The sequence below is a fragment of the Mesorhizobium sp. M7A.F.Ca.AU.001.01.1.1 genome (genome assembly GCF_004022735.1).
GTDB classification, from domain to species: Bacteria; Pseudomonadota; Alphaproteobacteria; order Rhizobiales; family Rhizobiaceae; genus Mesorhizobium; species Mesorhizobium ciceri.
The window spans coordinates 1-12890 of the sequence record NZ_RZPF01000088.1; the positions used below are offsets into that span (position 1 = coordinate 1).

General features: G+C 57.2%; 10 protein-coding genes and 3 pseudogenes. 3 read left to right on the plus strand and 10 right to left on the minus strand.

What is annotated here, in order from left to right; translation table 11 throughout:
• Nucleotides 1–128 (plus strand): GMC oxidoreductase (locus EN884_RS08010; RefSeq protein ID WP_144289770.1); only part of this gene is annotated, 128 nt, incomplete at its 5' end.
• 81 nt (nt 129–209) lie between these two features.
• Here EN884_RS08010 and EN884_RS39400 read toward each other — a convergent pair.
• Nucleotides 210–353 (minus strand): annotated as a pseudogene (locus EN884_RS39400) (transposase); the annotation flags it as partial.
• A 456-nt stretch (nt 354–809) separates the two neighbouring features.
• Between EN884_RS39400 and EN884_RS08015 the strand changes: the two are divergent.
• On the plus strand, nt 810–1739 hold the full coding sequence (locus EN884_RS08015; protein ID WP_063170383.1) for a 2-oxoglutarate and iron-dependent oxygenase domain-containing protein: 930 nt from the start codon (nt 810–812) through the stop codon (nt 1737–1739).
• Between the two features lie 476 nt (nt 1740–2215).
• Nucleotides 2216–2656 (plus strand): GNAT family N-acetyltransferase, encoded by a 441-nt coding sequence (locus EN884_RS08020; RefSeq protein ID WP_158515807.1) that lies wholly within the window; start codon nt 2216–2218, stop codon nt 2654–2656.
• A gap of 142 nt (nt 2657–2798) precedes the next feature.
• Here the strand turns inward: EN884_RS08020 and EN884_RS08025 are convergent.
• The 9 genes and pseudogenes from EN884_RS08025 to EN884_RS08065 form a co-directional block, all read right to left on the minus strand.
• Nucleotides 2799–3029, minus strand: a pseudogene (locus tag EN884_RS08025) (IS3 family transposase); the annotation flags it as partial.
• 117 nt (nt 3030–3146) lie between these two features.
• A complete protein-coding gene (locus EN884_RS08030; protein ID WP_063169356.1) occupies nt 3147–4316 on the minus strand; it encodes a Xaa-Pro peptidase family protein in 1170 nt (389 codons plus the stop codon).
• A gap of 81 nt (nt 4317–4397) precedes the next feature.
• Nucleotides 4398–5666 (minus strand): acetyl-CoA carboxylase biotin carboxylase subunit family protein, encoded by a 1269-nt coding sequence (locus EN884_RS08035; RefSeq protein WP_082826583.1) that lies wholly within the window; start codon nt 5664–5666, stop codon nt 4398–4400.
• A 313-nt stretch (nt 5667–5979) separates the two neighbouring features.
• On the minus strand, nt 5980–6423 hold the full coding sequence (gene panD / locus EN884_RS08040) for an aspartate 1-decarboxylase (RefSeq protein WP_063169354.1): 444 nt from the start codon (nt 6421–6423) through the stop codon (nt 5980–5982).
• A gap of 986 nt (nt 6424–7409) precedes the next feature.
• Nucleotides 7410–8603 (minus strand): annotated as a pseudogene (locus tag EN884_RS08045) (IS256 family transposase).
• 756 nt (nt 8604–9359) lie between these two features.
• Nucleotides 9360–9827, minus strand: a complete 468-nt coding sequence (locus tag EN884_RS39405; protein ID WP_224571101.1) for a transporter substrate-binding domain-containing protein — start codon at nt 9825–9827, stop codon at nt 9360–9362.
• Complete coding sequence (locus EN884_RS08055; protein WP_063169352.1) at nt 9805–10173, minus strand: GNAT family N-acetyltransferase; 369 nt, start codon at nt 10171–10173, stop codon at nt 9805–9807. Before EN884_RS08055 ends, EN884_RS39405 begins: the two co-directional genes overlap by 23 nt.
• A gap of 328 nt (nt 10174–10501) precedes the next feature.
• Nucleotides 10502–11962, minus strand: coding sequence for an aldehyde dehydrogenase family protein (locus EN884_RS08060; RefSeq protein ID WP_063169351.1), 1461 nt, complete (start codon nt 11960–11962; stop codon nt 10502–10504).
• Between the two features lie 225 nt (nt 11963–12187).
• Nucleotides 12188–12890, minus strand: a 703-nt coding sequence (locus EN884_RS08065) for an aminotransferase class III-fold pyridoxal phosphate-dependent enzyme (RefSeq protein ID WP_128360521.1), incomplete at its 5' end; no start/stop codon positions are given.

A 12890-nucleotide genomic window follows, 5' to 3' on the forward strand; every position in this document is an offset into this window, starting at 1 on the left:
TTTTGGGTTTGAGGATCGCCGACGCTTCCGTCATGCCATTTTGCCCTCGGGCGAACACAAACATTCCGACGATTATGGTGGCTGAGAAATTGGCCGACACAACCTTGAGAGACGGCAGACGGAGCTAAATCGCTGCCTGCTTTGCTGCTCGGCTAGTCGTCTCGTCGAGACGGCGGATAACGTCGACAAGCGCTTCCTCAGCTCATGTGCTCCTTGGTGCCGCCAGGCAGAACGCCGAACCCGATGTAGATGGCTTTTTTGCGAACGAAGTCTTCGTCCCTGAGCTTGACCGCTCGACCCGGATAGCGTCGAAAAAGACTATGGGATAGGAAAATTTCGAGCGGTCGGTTTCTGCCATTCGGCCATCGTCCGGGACGGCGTGTGTGATGGACGAGCTCAGGTAGCTGGCGATACCTCGCGTCATAGAGCTCTTCGAGATGGCCGATCCTGCCATGAAACCCGGAGGTCGGCGCTGGTCTGGATTGAGCCTGGAAGTCATAAAGCAATTCAGAATTGTAAATCGCTCTTAGTATCTTGGCCGTGATAATGTTAAACTAACCGCGACGGATGTAACAATATATACAACTATATTAACATACAAATCGTTGTTATCTTCACCAGGAAGCGCTAGAGATCAATTGCTAAGACGGAATCACCGCCCAGCCATCGGCTTAGCCTTAGAATGGGACATCATGTCGACTTTCGTTATTATTGGAAGAGACGGCGCGTTGCCCACATCCAAGGAACTGTCGACTTTGAGAGCCGCGGCAAACACTAATCAACTTAAGCGCCCAAAAAGGGGATTGACTATGACCACGCTGCCGAAAATTTCACTTTCGAAATTGAGAGACGATGCAACGCGACGTGACGAGCGCCAGCGCCTGCAAATGGCATGCCAGGAATACGGGTTCTTCTACCTTGTCGAGCACGGCATCCCCGGGGAACAGATCGCGCAAGCCATTGAGGCTTCCCGGCGATTCTTCGCATTGCCACAGTCGGTTAAGGAACGCTACGGGCACGCCTTTCAGGACGTGTACCCCACTGCCGCCCGTGGATACAGTCCTTTACACGGCGAAATGCTACATCCTGAGGCCGGCTTCGATCCAAAGGAGGTATTCGACCTCGGAATTGAGAACGAAGGCGACCGGCGTCCGTTCTCCGGCCGCACGCGCCTTCCGGATGAAGCCTTGGCTCCTGGCTTCGCAAGAAACCTGCTTGCTTTGCAGGCTACCGTGCTCGCCGGGATTGTCCCCCAGATCGGGGATGCGCTGGCGGACCTGATAGGTATGGAAGAGGCATGGTTCCAACGCCATTTCAGCACGCCGACGCTTGGGCAACGCGTGATACGGTATCCAGCTCGCGGCGGCACTTGCGCAAAGCACACGGATCATGGCTTCTTCACGCTGCTGCTGCAAGAGGAACTCCCCCTGCGTTCCTTGCAGGTGTGGTTCCGCGGTCGATGGATGCCGGTGCCGAGCCTGCCCGATAGTCTCGTAGTCAATCTGGGCGACCTCCTTCAGGTCTTGAGCGACGGCCGCTTCAAGAGTACGCCCCACCAGGTCGTGCATAGTGGTCCGACTGATCGAATTTCGCTGCCCTTCTTTATTTATCCCGAGATCGACGCTCGCCTGACTTCGCGACAAGGGCAGCAAGTTAGTGTTGTAGAAATGATGCTGCGCAACGTTGAGTCAATATGGGTGACTGGGAATGGCGCCGGACGCGCGCGCGAACTGCAATGATTGTCTGCTTTTCTAAAGCATGCGCAATTATGGCGCCGACGCGGTGCAGATCTCCGTGGTAAGCTGGAAGAACTCTCGCATCCGCTAGATTGTCCCGCCGTCGCGCGTGTAGCGCGGCGGTCGGAAGCCCGCTTCGGGATGAATGCACCTATGGTGTCAGATTGTTTGCATCGTGTGGTCGCAGGGAAAGATCGCACTAGATCTGCACCGCTGTCGCAAACGTGCTGCGGGAAAACCTGAGGGAACTTGATCCCATGATAACGCTCGCCCAACTCGCGCTTGACGTATCGCGAACCGAGCTCCCGGGAACCAGTTCCAGCGCGACCACGACGCCGTCACAGGCGGAAAGATCTTATAACACCCGGCGGTCGCGTGCTGCACGTCTTGCGGGCCGGTGGCAGTTATCGCAAGCCGTCAACCTTTCAGGCCGAACACCTCGCGCCCTGGAGCCCATTCTCAGCCGGAGCCCGCCCCTCATGGAGATTCGTCTCGCAGGCACTGCCGACCGCGATGCATGGCGGTCCCTTTGGTACGCATATTGCGCCGACCAAGGTCTCAATTCATCAGAACAGGCGACAGATAGGATCTGGCGGCGCATCGAGCGCCCAGACGAACCGATTAACGCGCTGATCGCGGTCTCAGCAACTGGCGTTACCATAGGTTTTGCTACCTTTGTCATTCACCCGTATACTCTTAGCGATCGTCCGGTCTGTTTTCTCGCAGATCTCTATGTCGACGAGTCTTCGCGGCGCCAGGGGATTGGCCAAGCCATGCTCACGAATCTGGCCTCCTACGGTCGCGACCAAGGCTGGCTGAGAATCTATTGGAATACGGACAGATCAAATTATCATGCGCGGGCGCTCTATGACAAGATCGGTAAATTGAGTCCATACCTTACCTACTACTATGACCTGTAGACTTGCTCTGAGGTCGTAACGAAAGCGCATTGACCTGCCCCAGTCTTTTAAACAGTGGCGAGTAGACTAGAGGTGCAGCCATTTATGTTGCGCACATGGGCTTGCAGCGGAATGTATTTTCGGCGCGATGATCCATTGATCAGGCAAGGACCGTGTTCGAGGTAAACTCCGTGCGGTGGTCTGCGACGATCATGCCGGGCTTGCCGCGCTGGGCGATCAGGTCGTCAGTTCGCGAGCAACGCGGCGACCAGAGATCTGTGTCCGGAATCGCGTAAGGCATTCGCGCGTCACGTCGTCGACGAGTTGATCGGCCGCAGGAGAACTGGTCGTACAGCGACCAGCGTGCGTTCGGCTTCGCCTCGACACGGATCGGCCCCGCATGCCGACCGCCGCTCGCCGTCCGCACTTCAACAAGGTAGGCGACATCTCGTCGACCGGCAAGATCTATTCCGGACGTCCGCGCTGTCGTTATGACAAGCCATATTCTAATTTAGATCTCAAAAATCTTCCGGGGAGCAGTGGTCAGTACCTCGACGCCGGAGTCTGTGACACGGAACGTTTCGCTGATGACGTATCCAAAATCCTCCTCGATCCAATTACCTAACATCAGGTGAAAGGTCATGTTTGGTAGCAACTCTGTCATATCGCCATCCTTAAGGCTTGCGGTCGGCTCCAACCAACCAATGCCGTGTGCATAGCCGCAACGCGTCTCCTTTTTGAGGCCCCGCTTCTCGATGCTGCGATTGAAGGCGTTGGCAACATCGCTGCAAGTCGCTCCTGGCCGTATCGCATCAAGAGCGACCTCAAGGCCGGCGACTTGGATCTCATGCACGCGACGTAGACGATCGGAGGGTGAGCCGATCGTGTAAGTGCGCATAAGCCCAGCACAGTAACCATATCGCGCACCGCCGATTTCGAGATTCACCTGCGATCCATAGCGAAAAACGTCCTCGCTCCACGGAATGTGGCACGTTCCCGTTCGCGGTGATGAACACAAACTTATTCCCTCGATCCCGCTTCCTGGCTTACCGTTTGCGCCGCGCACCAACGTTGCCACAATTTCCGCGCACGCGTCTGCTTCACGCACCCCGGGGCGTATTACCTCAGCAGCGCGTCGAATCGCGGCGTCTGAGATTGCCGCCGCCTCCCGCATTACAGCTATCTCGAGATCTGACTTGATGAGCCTTTTCCAAGTGACCGCCTTAGTAGCATCGACGATCGTGGCACCAGGCAGGCGCATCCTAAACTTTTTCGCCGATTGCGATGGAAGGCAGCATAGCTCGATTCCTATGCCTCGACTCGCGAGGCCGACGTCCTCCAAGTAATCGACTACCGCGTCATAGCCATCCTTGTCAGGATTTCCAATATACGCTTCGGGGTATGCGACGATTTTGTCGCGCTCCATAAAACATTGATGAATGGCTGCCGGCGCATCACAGCGGCGCAGAATGAACGTCGGTTCCTCTTCTCGTATCGAAACCACAACGGCCTGAGGAACATAGGCTGATAGCGCGGTGTACCCCGTGAGATAGGTAATGTTATGTTGGTCGGAAACGACGAGCGCGTCGATATCGCACCGACCCATTTCGAACTTCACCGAGCCGAGCCGGCGAAGGTATTCACTTCTAGGGAATGCCTGGGGTCCCTTGGATATATTCATAAGTTTGAACTCCAGCTATGCTTTTGACAACAAGGCGAGCTATTGCGGGTAAGAGTTCTTATGCTGGCGACGGATCACCTCTCAGTTGGGGGGGAGTCGTGGGGCTGCAGATCGCTCCTGTTCGCCCGACGGCGGTGTGATAGACCAAGCGATTAAGTCGACAGCTCGTTGGAGTATCGCTTCGGTCTGAGCAAGGCTGGGTGAAACGGCGACGACATGTCCTATCCAGTCTCGAAAATCGCCTTTCCTGAAGATCGGCGCGTTGGGTTCAACATACAATTTGATTTCAGCGACACCTGGTACCGCGATCGCCTGACTGCCGCCATCGATCCAATCGAGGGTGCCGTCGCAATCAGCAACTAGGAACCGCGCGGCTGCGGTCTGCAAATGCCTTCTGCGCAAATCCCATTCCTCGCCGACGACAAGCTTGATGTGCTCGGTGACCAGATCGACACCGCTCGCCAGTTGGACCAGTTCAGGCTCAAGCGCACCAGCAAGACGCGGATTCACTTCGATTACAACCGGGCCATGATTAGTCAACCGGAGCTCGATGTTCGTTGGCCCCCAATTAAGGCCAAGAGCTTGCAAGCACCTCAGCGAAACATCAACGATACGGTCATGATCGTCTTCCGCAAGCGGGGCCGGGAAGGTCGTTTCACGGAAGACGAAATGCGGTGGGGGGCCGAAATCAACGGCGACAATCCCAATAACCTCATTGCCCATTATCTCCACGCTATAAAAAGGGCCGCGCGCGAATTCCTCAACCAATATCCTCGGCGAAGACGGCCAGATGTGCTTCCCACCCAACAGATAGGTCGTGTGGTCAGCTAACTCATCGGCGTTGCGGCACAATCGGACACCGATGCTACCGCTGCCGATTGCCGGCTTAACAATTACGGGAAAGCCGATCTCCGCGACAGCGCTTTCTACTTCTGCCACATTCAGCGCCATGCGATAAGCGGGTATCGGAACTCCGGCTTCCGCAAGTAGCTGGCGCTGAGAGAATTTGTCACAGCATCGTTCAATCAATTCGGGGTTGGGTCCCGGTAAGTCGAAATGCCGACATAGTTTGCCAACGGTTGCATAGACCGACTCGTCGATGCCCGAGAAGCCCGTGATACCAGCGATGTCATTGGTCTCACGCAGCCTGGAACATTCGCGAATCAAGGTATCAAGATTGGTTGTATCGACACGGATTGCCTCGCTTCTTTCCGCCGCAAGATACTCGTACTGTGTTGGATCAACTGATAGTGTAATTGGATGAAAGCCAAGACGCCGGGCCGCGTGGATGTATCGTATTCCATTACCTCTTGCATGGCCTTCAACCAGGATGAGAGCTTTCCTTGACATTGGCTGTTCTCCACTCTGCGTTTTTGTCGATAGGTCGTTTTGCCATCGTGGACCTCAGACTTAAAGACAACGATCCAAGGCCAAACATTCCGTGAAATTGGTCGCCTCTACCCGCAGCCGCTGGCTGAAGCTGAAGTTGCCTTTGGCGCAGCAAAATCGTCTTCCCAGATCTGGGCAGAACCGATTGGGCTTGATGGCAACTGACCGAATAGTGGCCGAGTGGGATAATGCACTGTATCGCGTACCAGAGTACTGGGGACGAGTACGCCCTTGACCGGGACCCGGCGCCACGAGCTGTCACCGAAAGGCCCTACTAGGGAGTGAGTTTTAGCGCGTTATCGCCGGGAGAGCCCTCGCGAATCGAGAACGTTATCCTTCCATCGTCGTCTATTGCACCCTCGTAGAACATGTGGTCGCAGATAGAATTATCCCGGTGGAAAGTCAGCACTCGCGGCTTGATCTCCACCATCTGATGCTCCTCGATGTATGCGGAGGAGCAAACGATTATTTCGTCCCCGACCTGACAGGTGCGAGCAGCGGCTCCGTTCAGCACGCAGCAACGAGAACCCCGCTCTCCATAAATCACGTAAGTGCTGATTCGAGCGCCCGATGATTTATTCCAGATTTCAACGAATTCCATTGGAAGGATGCCGGCTTCGTCGCAGTGATCTGGATCCAAAGTTATTGAGCCCCGGTAGTTCAAATTCGCGTCGGTCACAGTTATTCCATGAAGCTTGGCGGCAACAAATTTTCTCATCTACATTTCCTCTCGGCGGTGGGACACTGCGTCGACAAGCGATTGCTGTGTCTTGGTTTCAGGATGGATGGATGGACGTTCTGCGATTTGTCGTATTGTGGTTCTTAGGACAAAATTGATTACTCTGGCGTGGCCAGCACGAGACAGTCAGGCGAAGGCTGGTTGTGGTGGGCGGAGGCATTGCCGGCCGGCTGTCCCCCATTGGTAATGCCATCCGATACAGTTCCGACATGTTCCGTTCCTTTAATTAGTTGTGATTTCAGGTGACTGTGCCAATCGGCCCGTTCAACTGGATCGCACACAAAGTTGCAAACCTCGTGCCAAACTGGCTAATCAGGCCGGAAACAGAAATGCGTGATCTCTTTCAGCTATTTAGGTGAGCAGACCACGGATCGGATCAAGAAGGCACGTCGCGGACGCGACAAAATGTTGAGTGTAGGACGGGTTGAGGTGGCGCCCTTCTGCTGGTGGTCGTGCGGCCGATCTGGGCATCGTTGACTTCTGGCGGCGGGGATGTCGAGGACGCTCGGGTATTGGCTGTTCGGATCTTAGACGCGTGCAGCCTCATGCCTCGAATGCGGCCGTTTTACTTGTCCCAGTCGAGGCCTGCCTAAATGTTTGATCTCAGGTTTTGATGGGGCATCCTTATCTTCCGAATCAAAGGATGCACTATGGGCCAGGTTCTTCATGGGAGCGCCACGACGACAGAGGCGGTCCGTCGGGCGCCCGCTGATCAAGGGTTTGTTTTCAGCGATGGGATGGTCGCGGGGCTTACGCTCCTAAGGACGACCTTAAGAGCCCAGCCTCGCTACCGTGCCATGATCGCGCAAGGCGGCCCTCGCCGGAGGCGTACCCGAGGATCGCCCCTGACCAACAAGGAAAAGCCGGATCGACGCGGTCATGTATCCTCTAAGAGTTGTCATGACGCTTACCTCCTTCAGGTTGTGTGCGTCAAGTTCTGCAAAATGGGGCGGCCACGATGCTGGTCATGCGGCTTGGCGTAGAGCGAGCTTCTTGTGCTCGCGCAGATCGTCCATGTTGATGTAGCGGTTGGCCTCCATCCAGTTCTCGTTGGTCTCGCAGCCAGCGCCCTGACGAGGCGCAGGCAGCTTTCATTGGGGAAGATGCGCATGACATTGGTGCGCCGGCGGATTTCCTCATTGTGCCGTTCAAGCATGTTGGTGCTCTTGAGATGCTTGTGATGCTGGCGCGGCAGGCAAAAGAAGGTCAGCGTGCGCTCGATGGTCTCCTCCACCCAACTCGTCAGTCGCGGATAGCGGCCCGACCATTTGGACAGCCATGCGGCGAGATCGGCCTTGGCCTCGGCGAGATCGCGCCGGTCATTAGAGCCAGCGCAAGTCCTGCAGGCAGTCGGCGCCGTGCTTTCTCGGCAGGTGATCGAGCGCGTTCCTGAGGAAGTGGACGTAGCAGCGCTGCCAGGCGGCTTCGGGGATCACCTCGCCGATCGCCGCGACCAGGCCGGCATGATTGGCGGAGACAACCAGCTCGACGCCCTTGGGGCTGCGCGCCTTCAGCGCGACGAGGAAATCCCTCCAGGCCGAGCGGCTTTCGCGATTGGCCATCTCGACGGCCAGGATCTGGCGCCGGCCGTCCCAGTCGATGCCGACAGCGATCAGCACCGCCTGGCTCATGACGACGCCGGCCTCACGCACCTTCTCTTAGCGCGCATCGAGGATGAGGTAAGGAAACGGCTCTTGAAGGGGGCGCCTGGCAAAGGCAGCGAGGCTCTCGTCCAGCCGCTTGTTGATGGCCGAGATCGACGAGGCCGAGAACGCATGGCCGCACAGCTCTTCCGTGATCGCCTTGACCTTGCGGGTCGACACGCCCTGCACATACATCTCCGCAAGCGTCGCCACCAAGGCCCGCTCCGAACGCTGGTAACGCTCGAGAAGCTCGGTCGAGAAGCGGCCGGCCCGGTCCTGCGGAACCCGCAGCTCAAGCTTGCCGACCCGCGTGACAAGGGTGCGGCCGTAATAACCCGAGCGGTAGCCGAGCCGCTCAGGTGTGCGCTCGCTCTTCGAAGCCCCCAGCGCCTCGTCCATCTCGGCCTCGAGTACCTCCTGCATCACCGCACGGATCACTTCGTGAAGTCCGTCCGGGTCCGAAAGCAGAATGTCTTTGATGGCAGCGCTGCCGGTCTTACTTTCAATCTTGGTCATGGTGGCGTTCCTTCGCGGGAATCGGTGACGTGAACAATCACCAGCCTGCCATGACCGCCCTCTCTCAGCGAATTTGCAGAACTGTCAGCACACACCCTCCTTCATCACAAACCCAACCGAACAACTGGGCAGGTGTTCCAAAAAACGCCGAGTTCCAATAAGGACTCAGGTCCTGGTCCGCTATTGTCACCCCTTCCAAGTCGATGTGTTCGTCACAAATCTTGCGCAATTGAGAAAGGTCGCCCGGGCGTACAACTCTGATTTCCACAGTATTCTCCTGCTTCTCGTTCCGGCACACGTCAGGGGATTTGCTTGCGCAGTTGCCTGATGTGGCAGGTGAGCCAGCCCGCATATTGGCCGTCGTATTGTGGGCCGCGACGCTCACATGTGCGCACCCGATGAAGTGTAGATGTGTTTGTTTCAGGCAATGAGGCGCGTCTTGTGAGCACCGCCACGGTGGACCTGAAATCGCCTCACAGACGCTTGCCCACTGAACACGTCCCCGCCATGACCGGGGACGTGTTAAGGCACATTGCCTTCAGCCTCTGCAGAGGTCAGCGGTCTTGCTGCCGTCCGCAGGTTGTCTTTGCCGTAGCCGTATTTGCCGAATACTGCCATCATTTCGCCAGAGCCAACATAGTCCTGCATACGGCATTGAACGCGTCGACCGCAGCCTGCTCGTTGAGCTCGAAGGCGATAGCAGGATAGTTGGCTGGCGCGATGAACGAATCGGCCAGCTCAAGGCTGTGGTCCTTCTTAACAAGTCCAGTCGCTGTAAAGTAGTCGAGGGCACCGGCGGCGGCGCGACAGCCTGTCCGCCGGCGGTCCGGCGACCTGCATGATTTTGTCGTCGGCGATGCCTGACTTTTTCGCGTCCTGGACCGCGGTGTAGCCTGTATCACTGACGAAGGTGAGTCCCTTGTCACGCACATCCTCATAAGAATGCAGCCCTTCCGGGTTGCCCTTAGGCACCAGCAGTGCGCCTCTCTCCGTAGCGATCGGTTCGCTGAACAGCACGTTGCGGCAGCGCTCCGGCTTGATCCACATGCCGGCCGTGATGAAGTCGAAGCGGCTAGCCTGCAGGCCGGGGACAAGTGAGCCCCATTCGGTTACGACCGGCTCGATTCTATTCTCGTGTTTTTGCGCGACGCACGCAAATGCCAGACAATCCGATCCCCAAATTAATTCCCAGCACCGCAGGTTATTTGGTGTCCGCTTTTTCAACGAGACGCTCCATGAGCGTGCTGTAGGCGACAAAACCGGTGTGAGACCAGAAGGTCTTGCGGCCAGGATTGGTCTCCAGCACGTCGAGGAAAATCCTTGATTTGTTGTGGAAACGAGACCGAATAAGCAGCTCAAGGGTCCTGCAGCCAATCTCCGAACGTCGGTGTTGGCAGCTGACGTAGAATTGCCTCAAAAAGACGCGTTGCCCACTCGGCTCCGCATTGTCTGGCTCCAAACGATGAGTGGCGAGGCCCACAATCTCGCCGTTCTGGCTGAAGAGGTCGACCATCCAAATTTCGCGATTCACCAACTGAATAAACCGCTCCTTGAGTTCTGAAACCGTCATCGGGGTTTCGATGCTTCTCGGCCTCGATCAACTCGCGGTTCAACATTGCCAACTTGTCGAAATCTTCGGCGGCAGCTCTGCGAATCTCAATTGTCTCTGAAGCACTGTGATCCTCTCCTGACCCATGCGACCCACGCAGCGGGCTAGGCAATGCGCTCCTACATGTCCGTGGTGGGTAAAGCCCGTCCGCAGCCAAAAATCCTATGATTAGAGTTGTTCTCGATGACCTCCGATACGGATTCTCTCGCCGGGCTTATTTCGATTTGGTCGAGGTCATTGAATCCTGCATCGCCCGACAGCCGCGCCGTCGGTAGGGATCAGCAAGCGTTCAATTTCCAGATGGTGGCTGCGAGAGGCGGATACCAACGTTTCTCGTCTGAACGTAGCCGTCCAGCGCTTCCTGACCCTTCTCCCTGCCGTAGCCGGACTGGTTTATCCCACCGAACGGTGTTTCCACCCCGCCCACATACCACCCATTCACGTACACTTGACCGGCCCAAAGGCGGTCGGCGGTCCAGAGGGCCCGGTCAATATCCCGCGTGAACACGCCCGCTGCCAGACCGTGAACGGTGTCGTTCGCGAGATTGACGGCCATTCCCGGATTATCGAACGTGGTAACGGCAAGAACAGGACCGAATACTTCTTGCTGGAAGAGATTGCTGTCTCGCGCGACATCGGCAAACACCGTGGCCGCCATAAAGTAACCGCTCCGCTCCGAAAGCGCAGTCCCGCCGGTTACGAGTCGCGCGCCCTGCGAGAGGGCCGTCTGGCAGGCCCGCTCAACTCCTTGTCGTTGGTTTCGGGAGATCAACGGGGTGATGTCGCAGTTTTCGCGTCCTGGACCGACCGACAGTCCTTCGACGCAGACCCTCACTCTTTCCACCAGTTTGTCTGCAATAGAACGTTCCACAATAAGACGTGTAAGGTTGTTGCAATTCTGGCCTGCATTCAGAAAGGTCCCGACGCGTACCGCTTCCACAACGCAGTCGAGGTCGGCATCGGAATACACAACTGCAGCCGACTTTCCGCCCAGTTCCATTATGCAGGGCACGATCCGATCCGCTGCCGTCTTGAGCACCGTCCGCCCAGTAGTAATCGAGCCCGTGAAGACGATGTGGCGAACGTCGGGATGTTCGATCAGCGCCTGGCCTGCCGTTTGGCCGTATCCAGTGAGCACGTTGACCGCTCCGGCAGGCAGCCCCGCTGTCTCACAGGCACGCGCAAGTTCAACTCCGGAAAGGGGAGCTAGTTCCGGCGACTTCACCACGACTGAGTTGCCGGTTGCGATGGCGCAGGCCAGCGAGCGGGCCGTCAGTTCAAGTGGACCATTCCACGGAACGATCTGGGCGGACACGCCGAAGGGACTTCTGACTGTGTAGTTGACCAGGTTGGCCCCGCGCGGGATCGAGCGCCCTTCAAGTTTGTCGGCCAAGCCACCATAGTATCGCAGGTATCTGATGGCGGTCTGAACCTCGCCATCGGCAAGTTCCAATGCCTTCCCCGTCTCCGCGCAGTTAATGGCTGCGATCTCGTCGAAACGCGCTTCAAGGGCGTCGGCAACGCGAAACAACATGCGACCGCGATCATACGGATGCATGTCTATCAGCACGCGGTCGCGAAAAACGCGGTGAGCAGCAGTAACGGCAAGCTCGATGTCTTGGGGTCCTGCTTCAGCTACGACAGCAATCGTTTCGGCGCTCGCCGGGTCATCGACCTCGATGCGTGTGCCGGACACAGAATCCCGCCACTCGCCATCGATATAATTTTTGACTACGTCGTTGCTGGCCATCCAGTCCTCTTTCTTATCGCTCGATTTTCTTCGAATTGGCGCAGCGACAGTGGTCGGCGCCGCAGGAAGAACGGCAACCGTGGTATCGGTCCGGCAGTGAAAGCCCTAGTCTGCCGTTCAGCCGCTCCGAGTTCGCCCACTGCCACATGCCACGGAACGGCCTTCCCGTTCCGTGACTGCGAGCGGCCCGATTTTGGACCTGCTAGTGGCCCGGTGCTTTGTCGGCTAGCGAGCCGCGCCTCCACCGTCGAGGGTAGTCGCTACTGCGCCAATGCTGTCGCGAATGATGGACAGACCACGCCGAAGGTCAGCCTCGGCGATGGTGAGGGCAGTCATGAACTTAAGCACCTCACCGTATGAGCCGGCGATCTCGATCACCAAGCCCCGACGAAAAGCCTCCTGGGAGACCAGACCTGGCAAGGAGTGGTGCTTCGGTGAAACGAGTCCGTACATCAGACCGCGGCCTCGCACGCTCAGGCCGAGGGTGGGGAATTCCTCGGTAATCGCGTTGAGTTCTTGGACCAAGATCGCAGACTTGCGAGCGATCTCATCCTCGAACTTGGAGTCGGACCAGTAAGCTTCGAGGGCCGCACGAGCAGTGACGAAAGCATAGTTGTTGCCTCTGAAGGTCCCGGTGTGTGCGCCCGGGGCCCAGACATCAAGTTCAGGCTTGATGAGAATAAGGGCCATTGGGGTTCCGATCGCCGACAAAGATTTGGACAGGGTAACGATGTCCGGCACAATTGCAGCCGCTTCGAAACTGAAGAAACTGCCCGCGCGACCGACCCCGGCCTGGATGTCATCGAGGATCATCAAGATTCCGTGCCGCGACGTTAGCTCGCGCAGCCGTTGCAGCCACGTAACGCTCGCAGCATTGATGCCGCCTTCACCTTGGATCCCTTCCAGGATCACCGCGGCAGGTTTGTCG